The organism is Nitratidesulfovibrio termitidis HI1 (genome assembly GCF_000504305.1).
GTDB classification, from domain to species: Bacteria; Desulfobacterota; Desulfovibrionia; order Desulfovibrionales; family Desulfovibrionaceae; genus Cupidesulfovibrio; species Cupidesulfovibrio termitidis.
The window spans coordinates 949,267-973,220 of sequence record NZ_KI632512.1; the positions used below are offsets into that span (position 1 = coordinate 949,267).

The following is a 23,954-nucleotide window of genomic DNA, read 5'->3' on the forward strand; positions in this document are numbered from 1 at the left end:
TGCCGCCGTTGGCCACCACGCCCTGCGCCGGATCCACGTCGTCGTTGACGGCCGTGATGGTCACCGCCGCCGTCGGGGCCTGGGTGTCCACGGTCAGGGTCACCGGGCCGGAGTCCGCGCCCACGTTGCCCGCAGAGTCCTCCACCCGCGCCGTGTAGGCGTAGTCGCCGTCCGCGAGCCCGGAATCCTGGAACGTCCAGGTCGTGCCGGACACGGAGGCTTCGCCGATCTTCACGCCGTCGCGGTAGATGGCCACCACCTCGTTGCCAGCCAGCGCGGAAGAGACCGTGCCCTCAAGCAGCGGCGTCGTGTCGTTGGTCGGAACGTTGAACCCGAAGCTGCCCGTGCCGGCAACCTGGTCGTCCGCGTACCCGTCGATGCTCACCGTCTGCGTGGGCGCCGTGCCGTCCACGTTGATCACGTACTCGCCGCTCTGGCAGATCAGCGCGCCGGTCCCGGGGTTTTCCACCTGCGCGGTGTAGGTATGCTCGCCGTCGGCCACGCCGCTGTCCGCGAAGGTCCAGGACGTGCCGGTAACCGTCGCCGTGCCCACCACCACGCCGTCGCGGTAGACCGCAACCACCTCGCCGCCGGACAGCGCCATGAACAGCGAACCCGTCACCGTCGGCGTCGCGTCGTTGGTCCAGCCGTGGTTGGTCACAAGGCCCGTGTCCGGAGCCTGGTCGTCGGTCACGCCAAGGATGCTCACTTCCTGCACGCCGCCGGAGGTGTCCAGGGTGATCTGCCAGCTGTTCGACGAAGCACCGGCGTTGCCCGCGCCGTCCACAACCTGCGCGGTGTACGTGTAGCTGCCGCCGCTCGAAAGGCTGCCGTCCGTGAACGTCCACGTGGTCCCGCTCACCGTCGCCGTGCCGATGTCCACGCCGTCGCGGAACACGTGCACTTCCTCCGTGCCCGAGAGCGCCGCGGAGATCGTGCCGTGCAGTTCCGGCGTCGAGTCGTCAGTATGCCCGCCGTTGGCGACCGGACCCGTGGCAGGGGCCATGTTGTCCACGACTTCCGTGATCGCAACCGTTTGCGGCGGGGAAACCGTGTCCACCGTGATGGTGTAGATGTTCGACATCGCGCCCTGAAGGCCCGTGCCATTCTCCACCACCGCCGTGTAGGCGTGCTCGCCGTCGGTCACGCCGGTGTCCGTGAAGGTCCAGTTCGTGCCCGAAACCGTGGCCTCGCCCACCTTCACGCCGTCGCGGTAGACCGCGACCACCTCGCCGCCGGCAAGCGCGCCCGAAAGCGTGCCCGAAAGCGCCGGGGACGTGTCGTTGGTCTGGCCGCCGTCCGCCACCACGCCCTGCACCGGGTCAACGTCGTCGTTGATGGCCGCGATGGTCACCACCGTGTCCGGACCCGTGGTCTGCAGCGTCAGGCCGTACGCCGGGGAAACCGCGCCCGCGTTGCCCGCCGCGTCTTCCACCACCGCCGTGTAGCTGTACGTGGAGCCGTTGCTCAGCCCGCTGTCCGTGTACGTCCAGCCCGTGCCCGACACCGTGGCCTCGCCCACCTTCACGCCGTCGCGGTAGATCGAAACCACTTCGTCCGCGCCAAGCGCCGCGCTCAGCGAACCGCGCAGTTCGGGCAGGGAGTCGTCCGTGGCGCCGCCGTTGGCGATCACGCCCTGCACGGCCCCCACGTTGTCGTAAATCGTATCGATGCGCACCGTCTGTGACGGCGCCGTGGTGTCCACCGTGATCACGTAGTCGGAGGAAATCCCGCCCACGTTCCCGGCCCCGTCGACCACGCGCGCCGTGTAGGTGTAGGTATGCCCGTCCTCAAGGCCCGTGTCGCCGATGCTCCACGTCGTGCCCGTCACCGTCGCGGTGCCGATCACCACGCCGTCGCGCAGCACTTCCACCACTTCGCCCGCGCCCAGCGCGCCGGACAGCGTGCCCGAAACCGCCGGGGCGGTGTCGTTGGTGCTGCCGCCGTTGGCCACCACGCCCTGCGCCGGATCCACGTCGTCGTTGACGGCCGTGATGGTCACCGTCTGCACCGGCGCCGTGGTGTCCACCGTCAGCGTCACCCCCATGGACTGGAGGCCGGCGTTGCCTGCGGCGTCCTCCACCCGCGCCACGTAGGAATAATCCCCATCGCCCAGACCCGCGTCCTGGTACGTCCACATCGTGCCCGACACGGACGCAGTGCCAATCCTCACGCCGTCGCGGTAGATCGCCACCACTTCGTTGCCGGCAAGCGCGGAAGAAATCGTCCCTTCCAGCACCGGCGTCGTGTCGTTGGTCGGCACGTTGAACCCGAAGGTACCGGTCACAGGAGCCTGATCGTCCATGTATCCGCTGATCGTGACCGACTGCGGCGGTGTCGACGTATCCACGTTGATCACATAGGCGTTGCTCATGGCCCCCAGCGCGCCGGTCCCGGGGTTTTCCACCTGCGCGGTGTAGGTATGCTCGCCGTCGGCCACGCCGCTGTCCGCGAAGGCCCAGGACGTGCCCGTCACCATCGTCGCTTCGCCAACCTTCGCGCCGTCACGGTAGACCACGACCTTCTCGCCGCTGGACAGAGCCGCGAACAGAGCCCCCGTCACCGTCGGCGTGGCGTCGTTGGTCCAGCCGTGGTTGGCGACACGCCCCTGCACGGGGTCACGGTCGTCTTCCACGCCAAGGATCGACGTCGTCTGCACGCCGGTGGAGGTATTCAGGCTGATTGTCCAACTGTTTGACACCACGCTCGTATACCCCGCCGCGGACACAACCTGCGCGGTGTACGTGTAGCTGCTCCCGCTCGAAAGGCTGCCGTCCGTGAACGTCCACGTGGTCCCGCTCACCGTGGCCATGCCGATGTCCACGCCGTCGCGGAACACGTGCACCGCTTCCGTGCCCGAGAGCGGCGCGGAGATCATGCCGTGCAGTTCCGGCGTCGAGTCGTCCGTCTGGCCACCGTTGGGGATGGGGCCGGTGGCAGGATCCATGTTGTCCAGCACTTCGGTGATCGCAACCGTCTGCGCCGGAGGAACAGTGTCCACCGTGATGGTGTAGATGTTCGACACGCTACCCTGGTCGCCCAGGCTGTTTTCCACCACCGCCGTGTAGGCGTGTTCGCCGTCCATGGCGCCGGGGTCCGTGTACGTCCAGTTCGTACCGGAGACCGCGGCGTTACCCAAGAACGCACCGTCACGGTAGATCGAAACCACTTCACCACCCCCGAGCCACGCCGTCAGCGTGCCCGAGAGATTCAGGATCGTGCTGTTCGTATGCCCGCCGTTCGCGACCACGCCCGTCACCGGGGCGGCATCCTCCGTTATCTCGGTAATCCATACGTTCTGCACGGGACCAGTGGGTTGCAGCGTCAGGTCGTACGCCGGGGAAACCGCGCCCGCGTTGCCCGCCGCGTCTTCCACCACCGCCGTGTAGCTGTACGTGGAGCCGTTGCTCAGCCCGCTGTCCGTGTACGTCCAGCCCGTGCCCGACACCGTGGCCTCGCCCACCTTCACGCCGTCGCGGTAGATCGAAACCACTTCGTCCGCGCCAAGCGCCGCGCTCAGCGAACCGCGCAGTTCGGGCAGGGAGTCGTCCGTGGCGCCGCCGTTGGCGATCACGCCCTGCACGGCCCCCACGTTGTCGTAAATCGTATCGATGCGCACCGTCTGTGACGGCGCCGTGGTGTCCACCGTGATCACGTAGTCGGAGGAAATCCCGCCCACGTTCCCGGCCCCGTCGACCACGCGCGCCGTGTAGGTGTAGGTATGCCCGTCCTCAAGGCCCGTGTCGCCGATGCTCCACGTCGTGCCCGTCACCGTCGCGGTGCCGATCACCACGCCGTCGCGCAGCACTTCCACCACTTCGCCCGCGCCCAGCGCGCCGGACAGCGTGCCCGAAACCGCCGGGGCGGTGTCGTTGGTGCTGCCGCCGTTGGACACCACGCCCTGCGCCGGGTCCACGTCGTCGTTGACGGCCGTGATGGTCACCGCCGCCGTCGGGGCCTGGGTGTCCACGGTCAGGGTCACCGGGCCGGAGTCCGCGCCCACGTTGCCCGCCTCGTCCGTGGCCGTGACCGTGATCGTATGGTCACCGTCCGTCAGCGGGGTATCCGGCGTGAACGTCCAGGTGCCGTCCTCGTCCACCGTCACCGAGCCGATCACCTCGTCGCCGTCGTGAATCGTGATGGTGGAGCCGGGCTCGCCCGTGCCGGAGAGCGTGGGCTGGTTGTCATTGGTCGCGGCGCCATCCTGGACCCCACCCGTGACCGGGGCCACATCGTCGTCGATGCCGCCGATCACCGGAGCGTCCGGCGCCTGGGTATCCACGGTGACGGTGATGGGATCGGAGGGGGCGCTCTCGTTGCCCGCCGGGTCCGTGGCCGTGACCGTGATCGTATGGTCACCGTCCGTCAGCGGGGTATCCGGCGTGAACGACCAGGTGCCGTCCTCGCCCACCGTCACCGAACCGATCACCTCGTCACCGTCGTGAATCGTGATGACCGAACCTGGTTCACCCGTGCCGGAAAGCGTGGGCTGATTGTCGTTGGTCACATCGCCATCCTGCACCGTGCCGGTGACGGGGGCGACGTCGTCGTTGATGCCGCCGATCGTCGGCGCATCCGGCGCCTGGGTATCCACGATGACGGTGGTGGGATCGGAGGGGGCGCTCTCGTTGCCCGCCGGGTCCGTGGCCGTGACCGTGAACGTGTGGTCACCGTCCGTCAGCGGAGCATCCGGCGTGAACGTCCAGGTGCCGTCCTCGTCCACCGTCACCGAGCCGATCACCTCGTCACCGTCGTGAATCGTGATGACCGAACCCGGTTCACCCGTGCCGGAAAGCGTGGGCTGATCATCATTGGTCACATCATCGATGGCATCGATCGTCGGCGCATCCGGCGCCTGGGTATCCACGGTGACGGTGATGGGATCGGAGGGGGCGCTCTCGTTGCCCGCCGGGTCCGTGGCCGTGACCGTGAACGTGTGGTCACCGTCCGTCAGCGGGGTATCCGGCGTGAACGTCCAGGTGCCGTCCTCGTCCACCGTCACCGAGCCGATCACCTCGTCACCGTCGTGAATCGTGATGACCGAACCCGGTTCACCCGTGCCGGAAAGCGTGGGCTGATCATCATTGGTCACATCATCGATGGCATCGATCGTCGGCGCTTCCGGCGCCTGGGTGTCCACGGTGACGGTGATGGGATCGGAGGGGGCGCTCTCGTTGCCCGCCTCGTCCGTGGCCGTGACCGTGAACGTGTGGTCACCGTCCGTCAGCGGAGCATCCGGCGTGAACGTCCAGGTGCCGTCCTCGTCCACCGTCACCGAGCCGATCACCTCGTCACCGTCGTGAATCGTGATGACCGAACCCGGTTCACCCGTGCCGGAAAGCGTGGGCTGATCATCATGGGTCACATCATCGATGGCATCGATCGTCGGCGCATCCGGCGCCTGGGTATCCACGATGACGGTGATGGGATCGGAGGGGGCGCTCTCGTTGCCCGCCGGGTCCGTGGCCGTGACCGTGAACGTGTGGTCACCGTCCGTCAGCGGAGCATCCGGCGTGAACGTCCAGTGGCGGTCAGAACCCACAAGTGCGGAACCGATGGCCCTGCCGTTGTCATAGATGGTAATGGTGGAGCCTGGTTCACCGGTACCGCCCAAGGTGGGACGGGTATCATCGGTCACGCCACCGTTCGCGATCGGCCCCGTGACCGGACGCACATCGTCCTCAACAGCATCGATGGTCGGCTGGCCGGGGGCCTCGGAGTCCACCAAATGCCCGCCTCCTGAACCACCCCCATCGCTTGCCAGAAGGGCCGTGGCCACGACACCGCTCAAAATCCCCAGCAGAGCAACAACAGCCCCGCTGTCATCAATAGATTCGTAGGTCACCAACGGATCCAGAATGCCGTCACCGCTGGCTTCCAGGGCCTGGTCGAAAGAGGTCAGCCAACTGCCGTCGTGGACAAACACAAGGTTATGGTAGTCCGCTCCATGTTCGAAAAACTGCGCGATGCGCAGTTCCCGTCCATCAGCGAACGAGATGATCAGGTCATTCCCTTCACGGGCATAGTTGGACACGCTGGATTGTTCGGCGGCAATGAAAAAGTTCGTCGGGGAATCAGACGCACCAATCAAGCGGGAATCAAGCGCGACCTGCACATTCACGTGATCTGCCAAAGTGGAAGAAGAAGCCATTAAACACCTCTTTTTGTTGGTGTAATTTTTATTTTGCTTTAGCCCCCCTCAATCAAATCTTTGGGAGGTGAAGATTAGCTAACACCGCCTTCTTTTATTTTTCTTACAAATCCGACACGCGACTCCCCACCTTCCAGCAGCAGGCAACCGGCCCCATCAATCCATCGCTGCCGCCCCTTCCATGCGCGCCGGGCAGGTGCGCATCTCTCCGGGGACCAGACCGTCCAGCCCCCCCCTCGTTGCGTCACGAAAACAGCGTCTCAGGCAATGAAAAAGATTTCAGCACTTCCTCTCCGCACGTTGCGGAGTCCCCTTGCCAGGACCGGCCCGCACCGCACGCGGTCTTCAGACAGGCGCCATCCCAACTTCAGGGCCTTGGCATGCTGCTTTCCACGCCAAAAACAAAATCCGATACGGCGACAATCACGCACGTATCGGATTTTTCAAGCATGGAGCCAGCATGGAGACTTGAACTCCAGACCTGCTGATTACGAATCAGCTGCTCTACCAACTGAGCTATGCTGGCACTATCGAGATAACCTTCTCATCAATACCCTTAAGCAAAATTTACCAATCGCTATATTTTGCAAAACAATCTACAATAAAATACAACACACCACGAGATAAAAATCATTCATTCCGGAGAAAAAGCCAATCTGAAACCAACACAATCAAATCGAACCCCAGGAGCATTGCTACTACGCGCAGAAGACTGGCAAAACACAGCATCATCCTTCCAGCTACAACCGCGTGCGACACGACCAGTCCCTGCTGCGGGGCCTACAGGATCCGTTTCATCCGCTGCAGGGTACTCGCCAAACCAGTCCTGCACCCACTCCCATACATTGCCGTAGATGTCATACAACCCCCAAGGACTGGCAGCCTTCAGCCCTACAGGACTAGGACCCAATCCGGAATTACCCCTGAACCAAGCATAGTCAGCCAGATGCGCATTGGCATTCACAAAAAACGGCACGCCCGCGCCCGCACTTGCCGCATACTCCCATTCCGCCTCCGTGGGCAGCCTGTAACGAACATGCCCTTCCTTCTGATTCAGACGGCGGATAAATTCCTGGGCGTCATTCCACGAAACCTGTGCCGGTCGTTCGGCGTCCTCGGGTTTGCCCTGAATCTGCATGACGGAGTACCATTGCTCACGGGTCACCTCGTAGCGCCCCAGGTAAAACGGCCTGCTGATGGTCACCGTGCATGAATCCGCCCTCCCCGCCCCGCCAGCCGACGAATCTCCATGCACAATCAATCTTCTTTCCCTGATAAACGCTCCGGGAGAAATAAAGACAAATTCCATTCCGGCGCTATTCGTAAAATCAGCCCCGCTAGCCAGGAGCGGACGAAAGACATCGCAAGCCGCACAGGCCGTCACGACCAGGCCGAAGAGGAATGCGCCCAAACGCCACGTCTTTTCAATGCGCATACGTCCCCAGGAAGGCCCACCCAGATGGGGCCCGGCAAGACAGGCAGCACTGACACCACCAGTGAGTGACTTCGCAAGCCGTTACACTCGTGCAATCACGCCGCACACGTGTGCGTAAACCATCCGGAGCCAATCAAATCACACGTCACAAGTCGAACAACGCCCAGATTTCTTTTAATTTGACATCGCTAGCTTATATTTTTCTTACACGGCAGATGTGACCAAACCTCCCTCCCCTCCCATTCATGACATGTAACGGTGTTAATCAAAGAGTGACGCGCGCCACACATGGTTAGCGCCCCTCAGGCAACGTCACCTCTCTCCTGGCCCGACAGGCAGCGCCCCCCTCTGGAAAACGGGCAGGCTCGCACCCCTGCCGTCCCCTCCTGCGGTAATTCTGCCCCAAAAGCGAAATGAGACGCGATGGCCGTGACCACGAAACCGCTGAAGGAGACGCAGCGTGTTTTAGGTGATGTCCCGCCCTCCTCGCGTGGCGACATCCTTCATAACAAGGTCAATGGCCGCCTTACTCCCTCCCGGGGCATGGATTTGGGGGCGTATTCCCCGGAGGCGGCGTACCAACATGAGCAGCGCAGATTGCAACGGTTGGCGGGAAAAAGCACCACCGTGTCGCATGTCGCGCCCTGCTTGCTCCAGACGCATGGGTCCGAGGGCAGGGACGTGGACAAAAAGAAACTCGCCCCAATCCGAGGCGAGAGAGAGGGGGGCTCAGGTCCGCCATCCACATGTCCGCCCGGAAGGCTTGGGCGAAAATCGGGAGCGTCCCGGTGGGAGAGCTAGCCGACCGCAGCGTTGTCCAACGCCGCGCTGCCTATGCAGGCCAGACCGTTGAGCGGGGCATACCCAAGTATTTGCCCGCCTCCAAGGGATGGAAAGAAGTTGTTGCTCCGGCATGATACGCCCTTGCCGTCAGAGAGAGGAGGGGCGGGGGGGGGCATCTCTCACGAAAATTCGCAACGACCGGTTTACCGTATCACGCATGGCCTGCGAGGGATTGGAAAACAGGCTGGCAAAGCCCCCCGCTTCCGCCCCTTCGACGGCGGGTATTTCGTAGGTGCGCCCGGCGGCAAAATCATGGCTGAAGGGAATGCCTTTCTGATACTGACGATCACCCCCTGCCACATTTCTGGTATAGTCAAAAATGAAGTCATGCCTGCCTTCGGGGATTTGCACAGACGCGAAGGCATCACCAAAATCAGAGGTCCAGTTTACCCCATTGCCGTCAAAACTCACTGCTGTAAACGTAGATTCTATCTTTACTGTGCATTTATTTTCCTGCTACGCTGTGTCGCAATATCGCAACTGAGTCAACGACAGCCGCATCCCCAAGACGCGAGAACTAAAAAATATACAACGATTGCGAAAATGCGTTCTGATGCTTTTTTTATCATGCCAATTCCCTGTGCTATTCTAGAAATACTGCTGCAGACATAGGGCCACTCTCCGTTGGGGAGCAGCCCCAGATAAGCCAGCTACTGTGATACGCAGAGCACGTCGGTCGGCCAGGCTTTATTGAAATCGCAACCTCTGACGACTGGGCCGTTATCATTCCAATCCCCTAAACACACCGCATGATCTGAAGAGTACTCCGTTCCCGCCCAGTAGCGTGCACCAAGAGGCAGGCCGGAAGGCCACGGGGCATTTATGGCCCCAAACGGCGGGTCCACGGGCATGCCCGCGGAAGTGGCAGTCAAATACCCGTCTCCAGGCCCCATGTGATTCACTTCGGGCAAGCGCATGCCTTGGGATGCGCAGTAAGCTTTGGCACCTTCCCAATCCATTTCGCTCTGAGCCAACAGATATTCGGCAAGTGTCACCGTGGCCGTGTAGTTCTGGCCGTTCACCGTGGCCTGCACGGTGACGCTGCCGCCACCCGCATTCAGGCCGGTCAGCGTGGCCGTGGCCGCGCCGGAGGCGTCCGTGGCGGCCTGCTGGCCACTCAGGCTGCCCAGCGTGGAGCCGGAGATGACGGACCACGTCACCGGCAGGTTGCCCAGCCCGGCACCCGTCAGTTGCAGGGTCAGCCCGGACGTGCCGCCGTCGGCCATGATCTGCGTCGGGCTGGCCGTCAGGCTGCCGCCCGACACGGCGGACACATCGATGGTGGCCGTGTAGTTCTGGCCGTTCACCGTGGCCTGCACGGTGACGCTGCCGCCGCCCGCGTTCAGGCCCGTAAGGGTCGCCGTGGCCGCGCCCGAGGCGTCCGTGGCGGCCTGCTGGCCGCTCAGCCCGGCCAGCGTGCCCCCGGAGGTGATCGACCACGTCACCGGCAGGTTGCCCAGCCCGGCACCCGTCAGTTGCAGGGTCAGCCCGGACGTGCCGCCGTCGGCCATGATCTGCGTCGGGCTGGCCGTCAGGCTGCCGCCCGCCACGGCGGACACATCGATGGTGGCCGTGTAGTCCTGCCCGTTCACCGTGGCCTGCACGGTGACGCTGCCGCCGCCCGCGTTCAGGCCGGTAAGGGTCGCCGTGGCCGCGCCGGAAGTATCCGTGGTGGCCTGCTGACCACTCAGGCTGCCCAGCGTGGAGCCGGAGGTGATCGACCACGTCACCGGCAAATTGCCGAGGCCCGCACCCGTCAGTTGCAGGGTCAGCCCGGACGTGCCGCCGTCGGCCTGGATCAGCGTCGGGCTGGCCGTCAGGCTGCCGCCGGTCATGGCGGACACATCCACCGTGGCCGTGTAGTTCTGCCCGTTCACCGTGGCCTGCACGGTGACGCTGCCGCCGCCCGCATTCAGGCCGGTCAGCGTGGCCGTGGCCGCGCCGGAGGCGTCCGTGGCGGCCTGCTGGCCGCTCAGCCCGGCCAGCGTGCCGCCGGAGATGACGGACCACGTCACCGGCAGGTTGCCCAGCCCGGCACCCGTCAGTTGCAGGGTCAGCCCGGACGTGCCGCCGTTGGCCATGATCTGCGCCGGGCTGGCCGTCAGGCTGCCGCCCGCCACCGAGGACACGTCCACCGTCGCCGTGTAGTCCTGCCCGTTCACCGTGGCCTGCACGGTGACGCTGCCGCCGCCCGCGTTCAGGCCGGTCAGCGTGGCCGTGGCCGCGCCGGAAGCATCCGTGGCGGCCTGCTGGCCGCTCAGGCCGGCCAGCGTGGAGCCGGAGATGACGGACCACGTCACCGGCAGGTTGCCCAGCCCGGCACCCGTCAGTTGCAGGGTCAGGCCGGACGTGCCGCCATTGGCCACTATCTGCGTCGGACTGGCCGTCAGGCTGCCGCCCGCCACGGCGGACACATCGATGGTGGCCGTGTAGTCCTGCCCGTTCACCGTGGCCTGCACGGTGACGCTGCCGCCGCCCGCGTTCAGGCCGGTAAGGGTCGCCGTGGCCGCGCCGGAGGCGTCCGTGGCGGCCTGCTGGCCGCTCAGCCCGGCCAGCGTGCCCCCGGAGGTGATCGACCACGTCACCGGCAGGTTGCCCAGCCCGGCACCCGTCAGTTGCAGGGTCAGGCCGGACGTGCCGCCGTCGGCCTGGATCAGCGTCGGGCTGGCCGTCAGTTCGCCTCCGGTGATTTGCGCGAGGTTCGGCACTTCCAGCGGGAAGGTTTCCGACGTGTTGCCCGCCTTGGCCGTAAGGTCCACCATGCCCCCGCCGGGCTTGCTGACGGTGCCCGTCACCGTGCCGCCGGGACCGGTCAGGTCGGATGTGGGGGTCACTGTGGCCCCGTCGTCCACGGAAAGATCCATCCGCACGCCGGAGGGATACCGGCCAAAGCCGTCCTGCAGACGCAACACGAACTCCCGGGTTTCCCTGTTGTAGCTCAGCAGGGTGATGCGGTACGCGCCGTCCTTGGCCCGGTATTCCAGAATGATCCGGTTTTCGCGGTCCACGAATTCGTGCTTGGCGCCGGACACCGTGCGCAGTTCCGAAACCTTGGAAGGAGATATCTGCTCTTCCCACGGCATGTCGAAATGCCAGGTAACATTCAGGCCGAACTCGGTGTCGGTACGGCCCTGCTCCGTGGCCCGTTGCGAAACGAAACCCGACACCAGCGGAATGGGCGTGTATTCCACGCCGTACGACCACACCTTGGGGTCCTTCTCCAGGTCGTCCGCGCCGAAGACGCCCACGTGGTCACCATACCACTGGCTGTAGGCGCCGGTCAGCGCCACGTGCCGGTAGAATGGCAGATACGCCTTCAGCCGCGCGTCCCAGCCCTCTGCCGGGCGTTCCTGAATCAGCGAACTGTCGAAGTCGGGCGAATCCTTCCAGCCGGACAGCGGGTAATAGTAGTTGGTCGAAAGGCGCAGCCAGTCGTACTGCGCTTCCGCGCCCACCCCGCCGCGCTGGTGCCCGCGCGTGATGTCGTGGTCGTAGAAGGCGTTGTACCCCAGCATCAGGTTGCCGGCGTCCTTCTCGTCCACGGCGAACGGGTACCAGCGCTGCCCCAGGCCGAAGTTGCCCATCCAGCGGTCGTCGGTGCTTTGCGCGGCCATGGACCGCACGCCCACCTGACTGAAGATGGTGGTGTACCGGCTGTCGTAGAACGGCAGCAGCACGTCGCCTTCACCCCGGAAGTAGCCGTCCCAGTCTATGGTGAAATTCAGCCGCGCGCGGCCACCGTCCACCAGGTCGGAGACCGCCGCCTCGCCCATGGAATTCAGGAAGCCAAGGCTGCGAGACAAGGCCCTGTCCTGCGCCCGGCGGGAAAGGTCGATATCATCGTAATCGCCATAGCCGCCGTCCATGTCCCTGCGCAGGGCGTCGCGCCGGTCAAAGAACGGATCGTCGTCGGGGTTGAAACCGTAGGCGTCAAGGCCATACCCAAGACCGGAACGCAGATACGAGGCGGCGCGCTGGCCACGGTCCGACGGGCCGTGGTCCGAAGAGCCGCCCGCCTTGCGCATGGTGCCGTCCTGATGATAGCCGAGGCCCTCGTCACGGCCCGGCTCCAGAGGGCCGGGGGCATCCAGCAGCGAGGCGAACTGCTCCAGCAACACCGCCGTCATGGAACGAGGCATGTCCAGGGTTCGCGCCGGGGCGCTGGTGGCTCCTTCCGCTGCGGGTATCCATATCCATGCAGTTTCGCTGTCCGGATCGGAAGCGGAAGCGACCACCACGGCTGCCGCAGGAGGCACGGGCACCAGCCCCACAAGGGCGCGCTGCCGACCAGGCGAATGTTGTGAACCCTCTACCATACGGCCCACGCCAGCACTGCATCCGGAAAGAATGATCATCGAGCACAGAAGTGCGATCAACAGTATGGCTGCCGGGCTTTCCGCGCTACAAAACCTGTGTCGGAAGCTACGCATGGAGACTCCCTCCGAAGCATTCCACCCCAGACAGCGCTCTTGAGCCGCCCGGAATTTCGGAGAGAGTACATTTCCTCTACTCTTTTTTTTCTCACCTTCCCTCGCAAGCCACCTTTGCTCTGGCGCGGGAGCAACCGCATGATGCACCGCCCAACAAATCGTAAACAAATATAAACCCTGACGGCATATATATCGCACAACAAAATAAGACATGAAAGAATGCCCGAAGTGCCATTTCCAGAGTTTGCGCCCTGCCGGGGGCCGCTTCAAATGCCGTCGGCGCGGCAGTGAGTACTCGTGGAACACCGCCTGGGCACTTGTCCCTCTTGCCTACATGGGGAAGCTCAAGACGTCGGGACTCGTTATTCATGGCGTGCCGGTGGTTCGACAACGCTTTCGAGTCAGGGCGAGAGTCCCGATGCCGGAGCCCATGTTCCGCATCTGTCACGCCGGTCGCGCACGAGGAAAAATGCCGGGCCCTGCCCTTTCAGCGCGATGAACGCCCCCCGGCACGCACCGCCCTGGACAGGAAAAAAGCGGCCCGGATGCGAGGGGCTGTTGCCGCAGCCGCCAGCACATCCGGGCCACTTCGGAGGGCTCCGGGGGATCGGGAATGCATTACCTTGGTCAGAAAAGGGGGAGCCCCACAACGATTCAGGATTATGGGCTTCCGGCAGGAGGCGCCTTGAACTGACCCAGCCTGCACCGCTCATGAAGTTTCTGCATGTAAACCATACGTCAATGACCCAGCAAGGCTCTTTCTTCCTGATGTGAGACACATGTAAGAATGTCTGTGGTTTGGTAAAAAGGAAGGCCCTAATCATCGATAGATTTTAGTCTGGCTCCAGTTTTGCGACTGTCAATGAACACCGGATTGCAAAGGGACACCTTGAGGGATGGCTATGCATAAGGGAAAGAAAAAACCGTTAGCAGCCAAGAAAGGGGCCAATCTGCCCGAACTCTTTCATCGTGCCATCAGCCACCATAAGAACGGTCAGTTGCAGGAAGCACTGACCATCTATGACCGCATACTTGCGCTCAAACACGACCATGTCGATGCCCATACTAATCGCAGTGTTGCGTTGCGCCAGATGGGTCGTTATGCCGAATCCCTGGCAAGTTGCGACAGGGCCATCGCGCTTAAACCCGACTACGCTAGGGCTCATTGCGAACGAGGCATCGTACTGACCAGCCTTGGTCGCCATGACGAGGCCTTGGCGAGCTACGACCGAGCCATCGCGCTCAAGCCTGATCTTGTCGTGGCCCATGGCAATCGTGCAGGCATACTGTACGAGATGGGCCGTTATGCGGAGGCTGTGGCGGGCTGCGACCGAATCATCGCTCGCAGAGCCGACGACATACACGCACATCACAATCGCGCCAACGCATTGCTGAAGCTTGGTCGCTATGATGAAGCGTTGGCGGGTTGCAACCGCGTCATAGCGCTCGACCCGCAACATGCCTCCGCATGGCTCAAGAAGGCGCTGATGCAGTTGCTGCTCGGCAACTATGCAAAAGGACTTGTGAACTACGAGTGGCGCTGGCGATGCACAGGCGAGCTTGGACCACGTGATTTCATGGCCACCCTGCCCCAATGGCATGGCGAACCGATCGCGGACAAGACCATCCTGCTGCATGCCGAACAGGGACTGGGCGATTCCATCCAGATGCTGCGATACCTGCCGCTGGTAAAAGCAAGGGCCGCGCGCGTCCTGCTGGAAGTGCCCGAAACGGTCCAGCCGCTGCTGGGGCCGCTGACCGACGGCGTCCCCCTGCTCACACGGCGTTCGCTCCTGCCGTCGTTCGATGTGCATTGCCCGCTGATGAGCCTGCCGCTCGCCTTCGGTACCCGCCCGGACACCATCCCGGCACCGGTTCCGTATCTGACGGTCCCGGCTGGGCGCATGGCGACGTGGCGGAGTCGCCTGCCCAAATCCACAAGGTCGCGCGTCGGGCTCGTCTGGTCCGGTTCCACCTGGCATCTGCACGACCGCGAGCGCAGCATCGCGCTCGACCGCCTCGCCCCGCTGCTGCGCCTTCCCGGCATTTCCTTTCTCAGCCTGCAGCGGGAATACCGGGACACGGACCTGCCCGCCCTCGCGCGCCTGCCGATTGAACGCATCGACGGCGCGCTTGCCGACCTGGGGGACACCGCGGCGGCCATCGGGCAGTGCGACCTGGTCATTTCGGTCGATACCGCGGTTGCGCACCTTGCGGGCAGCCTGGGCAGGCCACTGTGGCTCTTGCTGCCCTACGTCCCCGACTGGCGCTGGCTGCTCGGCCGGGCCGACAGCCCCTGGTATCCCGGCGCGCGGCTGTTCAGGCAGGACAAGCCCGATGATTGGGAAAGCGTCATCGCCGACGTGGCCAACGAGCTTCCGGCGTTCGTTGCAGGTGTGCACCATGCCGGGCGCGACGGCGGGTAATGCGACACCGCACGCGAATATGCAGCAGGTTGCTCCCCGGATGATTCCTTCCGGCTACGCTCGGCTCCACCTGCCCACCGACGTCTTGCCGGTGGGTATTTGACGTTTGCGGAATGCGTTATCTGGCCAGTTCGGTCCGGTTGATCGCGCCGGCGCTGACCAGCATGCGCAGACGGGCCGAGCGTCATTCCGCCTGGCTGCGGATGCGTTCCTGCTGCGCATCGAAGAATGCGGCCTGGGTGTTGAGGTGTAGTAGTCCCGACCTGAGCTCGCACCTGCCCTCTTGCAGGAGATGATGCAAGACCAGATCGGGACTACCGCAATTCCCCTGCACGCGGTGCCGCAAAATCGGAACGGCACTCCAGATCAATCCTGAGCTAATAAATATCAAGCCTTGGCATACATCTTATTGTTTCTTTTTTGCTTTTTCGTCGACAACGCGGCGTCGCTCCCACAACTGCATATCTGTCATCTTCTTGCGACGCGCGCGCTGCAACGATTTGCAGACCAGCGGAACTCCTTTCTTGTAGCCCCACTTCTCTCGATATCCGTCAGGGTCCATTTCATGTTGCGCAAGATGCTTCCTAGTAATTATCTTGAAGGACTTGCCGCACTCAAGACAGGTAATGCTTCGCTCCTTGATGGCTTTTGCCATCTGCTTCTTGTCAGCACGACTGCGGCTCTGGGCGCACTCATCCGCCGCGATCCTTACGTCCGACTGCGAAGCCTCCTGAAGGGTTCTGGCAATCGCCCGAGCCATGCTCATCATCTCTTCTGCCGTCATCGTCCTCACAGAGGCTTGCGCTCTGACGAGTTCCAAAGCCGCCTTGAGCAAATCATCCATGGCCATACCTCTCGTTTGAATTGTTGGCTGGAATAGGATGTAGCGTTAACCTGCTATAGTACTTAACATGGTTTTCTCACATTTTGCTGCCACAATAGCAACGACAGGGAAACGCTGCATACCACGACCACCTCGCCCCCTAGCGTTGGAACTCCCCGGACAGCTCATCCTTCACGCAATCACATGCGTTGCACAATGCTGCACAAGGGAAATATCAGGTCGGCACGGTAGACTGTTTGCCAGATATCCCTCCCGTGCCCATCTACGTCGCACGGATGGCGAGAAATCCGGAGGAATCCCATGCCTGAATCCGCGAGATGGAGGCCCGAGGGCTTATGTCCGATGGCTCTCCCGGCACTATACTTGTTGTGCATTCTTGCAATGTTGTCGGGGTGCGGCACGCGACATCACGACTACCCCGCGGAACGGGGCCGCGCGTGGGCGGGGGCGACGCACGGCAGATCGTACGATGGATTCGGCGGCCCGACCTGGCACCGCCACATGCCCGCGCGCCACCATGAACGGCTCCGGCCAGCCCCCGACCACGGGGCAAAAGCAGGACCGCCGCAAAGACAACACCACATGCGCGACGAGGAAGGCCCCGGACCTCGCCGACATCGCTCGGGGAATCCCCGTCCCCGGCGACACTTGAACGATCACCCCGCCGCGGAGGGGCGCCAGCAACAGCATGTCCGGCCGCCCAATACTGACAGGCAGGACATACGGGATTCCGTGGGCAGGACCGGACACGGCTCGCGGCGTCAAGCCGGGCGGGCTGGACAGGTTGGGCGCTGACCTCCTGGTCCAGGCATGCGCCCCCCCCTTCCCGGTTGCGGAGATGCCGTACCACCATGCTGCGAACGCGGCATGGCCGGGCGGTCGCCTCTCTCCGTCCACGGCCAGCCAGCAAAACTATGGCACGGCGTTGTCACGTACCGCGCTTTGGCACCTTGATGTCCAGCGAAAACCGTTCGCAACCGACAATGCAGCAGAACGTTCAATGCGCCGATCGCGCATCTAAGCATGGATGGTAAAGATGGAGCTCAGCAAAAAGCATCTGCGCATCGTCCGCAAAGCGCTGGATGGATGGCAATCCGAAGGGATCCTGACCACAGGGGAACGCACTCGGTTGGAGGAGAGCATTTCGGCTTCCTCTTTTGACTGGCAACGTTTGGCGCGCTACGCTTTATGGATTGCCATCGCCTGCCTCGTTACCGCATTGGGAAGCCTATTCTCAGACAGTTATTTACTGGAACAGCTGCTCCTGATATTCCAGCTATCCGCCATTTACCGCGCCGTTCTTTCTGGAACTATTTCCGTGGCGTTATACGCATGGGGTTTTACACGCCGCCATCGGCATCCTGAGCGTCGATATACCAACGAAGCATTGCTCTCCATAGGGGTTATCGCAACTGCAATAGGCATATGGCAGCTGGGCGTTGCCCTGAGCACAGACAATAACAATCCCGCGCCGCTCCTTCTCATGGGGTGCGGTATTTATGCCACGATCGGATGGTTTGGCCGTTCAGGACTTGTATGGACGTTCTTTCTGCTATCCCTTGGCAGCTACGTTGGCCTGGAAAGCGGCTATCAATCCGGCTGGGGTGCATACTGGCTTGGCATGAACTACCCCTTGCGGTTCGTGCTGTTCGGAGCATTACTGACCATGGCGGCGTATGCGCTGCGTTCGCCGTTGATGCACAGGGGGCTTGAGCGCGTAACCTTGTCCATGGGCCTGCTTTATCTATTCGTTGCGCTGTGGATATTGTCTATTTTTGGAAACCTTGATTCCGGGCGATGGCAGGGCACACGGCAGTCGGAGCTTTTTGAATGGAGCCTTCTCTTCGCCATCGCCGCATGTACCGCAATATGGGTGGGGCTGCGCACAGACTGCGGCATGCTGCGTGGATTTGGCATCACGTTTCTTGGAATAAACATCTATACAAGATATTTCGAAATCTTTTGGGACAGCATACATAAAGTCGTTTTTTTCACGGTACTGGCCGTGAGCTTTTTCCTGATCGCGCGCCATGCGGAACGCATTTGGCAACCGGCAAGCCATCGTGGGGCGCGAGACGCCAGCCCCCCCGGACCACCTGACTAGAGCGCACGAAAAGGCGACGCTTGTCACGCGCGGCGGAGTCGCCTGCTTGCGACCGAACCCGTTCATCCACGCCCCGTGCTGAAAGTGCTGAAGGCAGGTACGCTGCACCACCCGCAACGAGCCTGCGTGCTCGAGGCTGATGCGACGGAGACAGCAGTGAGGTTGCGCCTGCGGCGGCCCGCAGCCAGAGAGCGCGTCGCGACGGGCAGGTGATCAAGCCAATGCAGGTCCGACCACACAGAGCCCTCGGCCACGATACTCCGGCGGAACTGGTTTTTGCCTCAGGCCAGCCATGTCCGACCTGAGGCAAAAAACGGGAAAATCCTCACACCGAACGGCCCGGGGCTGGGGGCATCTTCACACACCCCCGGCAACCTGCACCATTGGGAACCGGCAAGAGGTAGCCCGGAAAGGCCCAGGTTCGGCATATCCTGGCAATATGGTTCGTTTGCATTTCCAACAAAACAGTGTTCCCTCCCTTGCTCAAAAGCGGGAAGCATCAGACCAAGTCGAGCCTACCGCACTTTGACCAACCGCTCCACATCCACAATCCTCATCTATTTCACCATACAACTCCACGGTATCACCTGGCGCTACATTTTGCCCGGCCCATTTGTCCTGGTCAATTTCGACACTGATCGATTCCGTGGTATCCTTGAATAAATACTTATCCTTCCCAAGGTGTTGTATGATGCTGCCGCGCAACACGACGGGATAGTCATCACGCATGCCATGCGCTTGCTGCACCGTTCTGAAGGATACCCCAGGCCCGGAAAATCCGCCGGACAACGGAGCACTATGGAATCCTCCCTGACTTGTCGCGGCAAATGTTCTGGGCAGCCATGGCGCGGCAAGCAGCAACAACACGGCAAAGATACACAATCTCATTTTCGTCGGCATGGTACACCTCGCAGTTGTGGAAAGAGTATCGGTTGGTGTTTTCTTTGGGAATGGCACGCCGCATATCCCGTTGCCACCAGTACAAGTCATGCCGCGCACTTTTTCCCTACAGGCATACTCGCCGTCACCGCCACCGGCTCCGGCGTCTTCACCTGCCGACTCGCATGCTGTTCATCGTTGCACATCGAAACACCACAGCCCGACCGGGAAGCCGGGCCAGAACCCCGCGCGGGCAAGATGCCCTTCTTGCCGGCTGTCAACAGTAAGAAATATGCAAGACTCGTAGCGAATTTTCATATCTAAGGGCGGGGCAGGCGTGTAGGAAATGAAAGCATACCATCAGGAGGAAACAACATGCGGCTTATCGACAGCAGGAATATGGGACGAGGCAAGCACGGATGGCTGGACAGCCACTTTCACTTCTCCTTTGCCGAATATTACAATCCGGACAACATGCAGTTTGGCGTTCTAAGAGTTCTCAACGACGACACGGTGGCACCCGGAACGGGATTCGGACCGCATGCCCACGCAGACATGGAAATACTCTCGTATGTCATTGACGGCGAACTGACCCACGCCGACAGCATGGGGAACGAACGGACGCTGACGCGGGGACAGGTGCAATACATGAGCGCGGGGACAGGGGTGCGGCATAGCGAATACAACCACGGGAAAAAACTTCTGCGGTTCCTGCAAATATGGATTTTACCCGACCGGAAAGGGTATGCGCCTCAATACGGCGACCACCGCTTCGCGTTCACGGAAAGAGTAAACAACTGGCTGCCAATCGCCACGGGTGTACAGAACAGCCAGTCAACGGCGCCGATCAAAATCCATGCGGACATCAATGCCTATGCGACGTCAGTAAGCCAAGGGCAGCACATGGAATTCTCGGTATCTTCCGGACGGCAGGCGTATCTGGTGATGATCGAAGGGCAGGCCACGATCAACGGCACCAGAGTTTCCATGCGTGATGCCGTTGAAATCGTTGAAGAAAACATTTTCATACACCCTGAAAGCACGGCGCACATGCTGATCATAGAAATGGCAAAGGCATGAGCAAGAACGGAGTGAGGCATGCCGGATTCTTGCAATTCCTGTCGTGCCCTGCGGGCACGGCGACCTGAACGCGCCTCATCCCCGACATGCGCTGACAACCGCAGCACAACGCCCTGCTTTTGCCAACAACGACACAAGGGGATGTCATGAATGACCATGGCGTGATTCTCGTCAATGCCAAAATCACCACGCTGGACCGCCACACCCCCACGGCACACTCCGTTGCAATCCGTGACGGTCGTTTCCTTTTCGTCGGCCCCGAAGCCGAGGCGCGCGCCGCGGCCCCAAACGCCGCGATTATCGATGCCCAAGGCAGACGCGTCATTCCCGGCCTGATCGACAGCCACACCCACGTCATCCGGGGCGGTCTGAACTACAATATGGAATTACGCTGGGATGGCGTTCCCAGCCTGTCCGATGCGCTTGCCATGCTCAGGATACAGGTCGACCGCACGCCTCCGCCGCAATGGGTGCGCGTCGTGGGCGGTTTTACAGAGCATCAATTCGCCGAAAAAAGGCTGCCCACGATCGATGAGTTGAACGTCATCGCTCCCGACACGCCGGTGTTCATCCTGCATCTCTATGACCGGGCCCTGCTGAACGCAGCGGCACTGCGCGCCGTCGGGTACACGAAGGACACGTCCGACCCGCCTGGCGGAGAAATCGTGCGCGATGCCGCCGGTCATCCCACCGGGCTGCTGCTGGCCCGGCCCAATGCCACGATCCTGTACGCCACACTTGCCAAGGGGCCAAAACTGGCGCCGGAATACCAGATGAATTCCACGCGGCACTTCATGCGCGAACTCAATGCGCTCGGCGTGACCAGCGTGATCGATGCAGGTGGCGGTTTCCAGAACTACCCCGAAAATTACGAGATCATCGAAAAGCTGCACGCCGAAGACTTGCTGACGATTCGCATCAGTTACAACCTGTTCACGCAAAAGCCGAAGGAAGAACTGGCGGAATTCTCGTCCTGGGTAAAGCGGCTTTCGCCGGGCCAGGGCGATGACAGATACCGCCACAACGGCGCCGGGGAAATGCTTGTCTATTCCGCTGCGGATTTCGAAGACTTCCGGATGGAGCGTCCTGAAATGCCGCCGAACATGGAGGCGGACCTCGAACCCGTCATCCGCCTTCTGGCAGAGCACAAGTGGCCCTGGCGTCTGCATGCCACCTACGACGAAACCATAGGGCGCGCGCTGGACGTCTTTGAAAAGGTCAATCGGGATATCCCGCTCTCCGGCATCAACTGGTTCTTCGATCATGCCGAAACGATAAGCGACCACAACATAGACCGCATCGCGGCGCTTGGCGGCGGCATTGCCGTGCAGCATCGCATGGCCTACCAAGGTGAGTATTTTGTCGAACGCCATGGCGCGGCGGCCGCGGCGCGCACCCCGCCCATCCGCCGCATGCTGGAGGCGGGGCTTCACGTCGGGGCCGGTACGGACGCCACGCGTGTGGCGAGTTACAACCCGTGGGTTTCGCTTTCCTGGCTGGTGACATCGAAAACCGTCGGCGGGCTTTCCCTCTATCCGGCAGCCAACCGCCTGGACCGCGAAACCGCGTTGCGCCTCTGGACCGACGCGAACACCTGGTTCTCTGCCGAGCACGGCAAGAAAGGCCGGATCAGCGTCGGCCAGCTTGCGGATCTGGCTGTTCTTTCAGATGATTATTTCTCCGTGCCAGAAGACCAGATAGTGCATTTGCGGTCCGTGCTCACCCTTTTGGGCGGCAAGGTAGTTCACGGCGAGGGGGATTACGCCCCACTTGCGCCGGAATTGCCAAAGCCGATGCCGGCGTGGTCGCCAGTGACCAGTTTTGGCGGCTATCACCGGCCGCAAGAATTCCGCACGAAGCTGGCCCGGCATTGCGGGTGCGCCAACAACTGCGTGGTGCATGGCCATGACCACGCGGCGGCGCTTGGCGCGGCGTCCCCCGCAGCGGACGCCAGAACCTTCTGGGGCATCTTCGGATGCAGTTGCTGGGCAGTGTAGCAACGCCTGCACGCACACCTTTGGGCGCACGGCGTTGCCGTGCGCCCCGTCTGCGGAAAGGCCGTGCCGCCGGTCCCCGTTCCCTGCATGGCCGAACCGGCACATCCCCCCCCGAGAGGCCGCAAGGGAAATACCCTGCCCCTCGCCCATGGAAGGCGCATCATGACTGCATCGCGCAACGTGAACCCGTTGAGTACCCCGGTATTCCGGGCGCTATGGATCGCCACCATCATCTCCAACATCGGCACCTGGATGCACGATGTGGGGGCGGGTTGGCTGATGACGTCGCTATCGCCCAGCCCGCTTCTGGTGGCGCTCGTGCAAGCTGCGACAACCCTGCCGATGTTCCTGCTGGCGCTGCCTGCCGGGGCGCTGGCCGACATTGCCGACCGACGGCGCATGCTGCTTGCCGCGCAGACGGCAGGGCTTGTTGCGGCCGCCATTCTCGCCGTAATGACGTGGCAGAACCTGACGACGCCATTCGTGCTGTTGGCCGCGACATTCGCGCTGGGCATATCCGCCGCGTTCAGCGCCCCCCTCCAGCAGGCCATCGTCCCTGAACTGGTCAGTCAGGCGTCCCTGCCTGATGCCGTCGCGCTCAACAGCCTGGGGGTCAACATTTCACGTGCCATCGGCCCGGCGCTTGGAGGCGTGATCGTCGCGCTCGCAGGTCCACCCGCCGTTTTCGCGCTGAACGCCCTTTCCGTCATGGCGGTCCTGCTCGTCTTGTTCCGCTGGAAACGCCCCCCTCCTTCCCACCCCTTGCCCCCCGAGCATTTTCTGGGCGCGGTCAGGGCCGGCTATCGCTATGCCCGCCACGCCCACGCGGTACGCCTTGTCCTCATCCGCTCCGCCGGTTTCTTCATATCCGGCAGCGCGCTGTGGGCAATGCTCCCCCTTGTCGCCAGACGCGGCCTGAGCCTGGGCGCGGCGGGTTATGGGACACTTCTTGGCTGCATGGGGGCAGGCGCGGTCATGGGTGCACTCCTGCTCAAACTGCTGCGCAAGCGGACCTCGGCCAACAGGGTATCCGTTGGCGCGACAGTGCTGTTTGCCATTGCAACGGCTGCGCTGGCGCTAGCGCGGAGCATCTGGGAAGGAAGCGCGATCATGTTCGTGGCCGGCCTTGCCTGGATCGGCATGCTGACATCCTTGAATGTCACGGCGCAAATGGCCGCGCCGAACTGGGTGAGGGCGCGCGTCCTGGCTGTCTATCTGCTTGTGTTTCAAGGCGCCATGACGGGGGGCAGCATACTTTGGGGGACCGTCGCGGCCCGCACCGGTGTTTCCACGGCGCTGGCCCTGGCCGCCTGCGGCCATGTCGTCGGGCTGCTCCTGGCGCGTGTCTGGCGGCTTCCGGAGGATTCCGGCGCGGATCTGGCGCCATCCAATCACTGGGCGGAGCCTGTGGTTTCAGTGCAGCCCGCCGACGACAAGGGCCCCGTGCTTGTCCAGATCGAATATCGGGTCTTGCCGGAACAACAGGTGGAATTCATCAAGGCCTTGCGCCGTTTTCGGGCTGTACGCCAGCGCGACGGAGCCCTGCGCTGGGATATATGGGAAGACCTCGCCGAACCGGGCCGGGTGATGGAATGCTTCGTGGTGGAAAACTGGATGGAGCACCAGCGCCAACACGTGCGCATCACACATGCAGACCAAGCTGACCAGGGGATTCTCAATGCATTCCATGACAACGAGAATCCCCCGGTCATACGTCATCTGGTGAAACCCGCCTGAAGTGTCACGGGCGCTTCCGGTCGCCCGA

At 62.5% G+C, this 23,954-nt stretch carries 11 protein-coding genes and 1 tRNA gene; 5 read left to right on the plus strand and 7 right to left on the minus strand.

Annotated features, from left to right (window positions below):
* The 5 genes from DESTE_RS18165 to DESTE_RS03955 all read right to left on the minus strand — a co-directional run.
* Positions 1-6,151: Ig-like domain repeat protein (locus DESTE_RS18165; RefSeq protein WP_035065256.1), on the minus strand; the 6,151-nt coding region annotated here is incomplete at its 3' end.
* Between the two features lie 450 nt (positions 6,152-6,601).
* Positions 6,602-6,677: transfer RNA gene (locus DESTE_RS03945), tRNA-Thr, on the minus strand.
* Positions 6,678-6,785: 108 nt separating this feature from the next.
* A complete protein-coding gene (locus tag DESTE_RS17475) occupies positions 6,786-7,586 on the minus strand; it encodes a formylglycine-generating enzyme family protein (protein ID WP_084559350.1) in 801 nt (266 codons plus the stop codon).
* A gap of 930 nt (positions 7,587-8,516) precedes the next feature.
* The gene (locus tag DESTE_RS17875) at positions 8,517-8,840 is read right to left on the minus strand and encodes a hypothetical protein (RefSeq protein ID WP_156925261.1); all 324 of its coding nucleotides are present in this window, start codon (positions 8,838-8,840) and stop codon (positions 8,517-8,519) included.
* Positions 8,841-9,079: 239 nt separating this feature from the next.
* Complete coding sequence (locus DESTE_RS03955) at positions 9,080-12,745, minus strand: inverse autotransporter beta domain-containing protein (RefSeq protein ID WP_198015323.1); 3,666 nt, start codon at positions 12,743-12,745, stop codon at positions 9,080-9,082.
* A 1,016-nt stretch (positions 12,746-13,761) separates the two neighbouring features.
* Between DESTE_RS03955 and DESTE_RS17480 the strand changes: the two genes are divergently transcribed.
* Positions 13,762-15,285 (plus strand): tetratricopeptide repeat protein, encoded by a 1,524-nt coding sequence (locus tag DESTE_RS17480; protein ID WP_198015324.1) that lies wholly within the window; start codon positions 13,762-13,764, stop codon positions 15,283-15,285.
* 406 nt (positions 15,286-15,691) lie between these two features.
* On the opposite strand, the gene DESTE_RS03965 is transcribed toward DESTE_RS17480, so the two are convergent.
* Positions 15,692-16,129 carry a Ros/MucR family transcriptional regulator gene (locus DESTE_RS03965; RefSeq protein ID WP_035069639.1) on the minus strand — a complete coding sequence of 146 codons (438 nt, stop codon included), beginning with the start codon at positions 16,127-16,129 and terminating at the stop codon, positions 15,692-15,694.
* 1,036 nt (positions 16,130-17,165) lie between these two features.
* Here DESTE_RS03965 and DESTE_RS03970 point away from each other — a divergent pair.
* A complete protein-coding gene (locus tag DESTE_RS03970; RefSeq protein ID WP_051384303.1) occupies positions 17,166-18,233 on the plus strand; it encodes a hypothetical protein in 1,068 nt (355 codons plus the stop codon).
* 483 nt (positions 18,234-18,716) lie between these two features.
* On the opposite strand, the gene DESTE_RS17485 is transcribed toward DESTE_RS03970, so the two are convergent.
* Positions 18,717-19,133, minus strand: a complete 417-nt coding sequence (locus tag DESTE_RS17485; RefSeq protein ID WP_198015325.1) for a NirD/YgiW/YdeI family stress tolerance protein — start codon at positions 19,131-19,133, stop codon at positions 18,717-18,719.
* Positions 19,134-19,487: 354 nt separating this feature from the next.
* Here DESTE_RS17485 and DESTE_RS03975 point away from each other — a divergent pair, with 354 nt between their 5' ends.
* The 3 genes from DESTE_RS03975 to DESTE_RS03985 all read left to right on the plus strand — a co-directional run bounded on the left by DESTE_RS03975 (position 19,488) and on the right by DESTE_RS03985 (position 23,926).
* Complete coding sequence (locus DESTE_RS03975) at positions 19,488-20,192, plus strand: pirin family protein (protein ID WP_035065262.1); 705 nt, start codon at positions 19,488-19,490, stop codon at positions 20,190-20,192.
* Positions 20,193-20,338: 146 nt separating this feature from the next.
* On the plus strand, positions 20,339-22,189 hold the full coding sequence (locus tag DESTE_RS03980) for an amidohydrolase (protein ID WP_035065265.1): 1,851 nt from the start codon (positions 20,339-20,341) through the stop codon (positions 22,187-22,189).
* 162 nt (positions 22,190-22,351) lie between these two features.
* A complete protein-coding gene (locus DESTE_RS03985) occupies positions 22,352-23,926 on the plus strand; it encodes an MFS transporter (protein ID WP_035065266.1) in 1,575 nt (524 codons plus the stop codon).
* The last annotated feature ends 28 nt before the right edge of the window (positions 23,927-23,954 follow it).

Coding starts and splice junctions, on each gene's coding strand:
- DESTE_RS03985 (WP_035065266.1), top strand. CDS start 22,352: ATGACTGCATCGCGCAACGTGAACCCGTTGAGTACCCCGGTATTCCGG.
- DESTE_RS03975 (WP_035065262.1), top strand. CDS start 19,488: ATGCGGCTTATCGACAGCAGGAATATGGGACGAGGCAAGCACGGATGG.
- DESTE_RS17485 (WP_198015325.1), bottom strand. CDS start 19,133: ATGCCGACGAAAATGAGATTGTGTATCTTTGCCGTGTTGTTGCTGCTT.
- DESTE_RS17480 (WP_198015324.1), top strand. CDS start 13,762: ATGCATAAGGGAAAGAAAAAACCGTTAGCAGCCAAGAAAGGGGCCAAT.
- DESTE_RS03965 (WP_035069639.1), bottom strand. CDS start 16,129: ATGGATGATTTGCTCAAGGCGGCTTTGGAACTCGTCAGAGCGCAAGCC.
- DESTE_RS03955 (WP_198015323.1), bottom strand. CDS start 12,745: ATGGTAGAGGGTTCACAACATTCGCCTGGTCGGCAGCGCGCCCTTGTG.
- DESTE_RS17475 (WP_084559350.1), bottom strand. CDS start 7,586: ATGCGCATTGAAAAGACGTGGCGTTTGGGCGCATTCCTCTTCGGCCTG.
- DESTE_RS03970 (WP_051384303.1), top strand. CDS start 17,166: ATGGAGCTCAGCAAAAAGCATCTGCGCATCGTCCGCAAAGCGCTGGAT.
- DESTE_RS03980 (WP_035065265.1), top strand. CDS start 20,339: ATGAATGACCATGGCGTGATTCTCGTCAATGCCAAAATCACCACGCTG.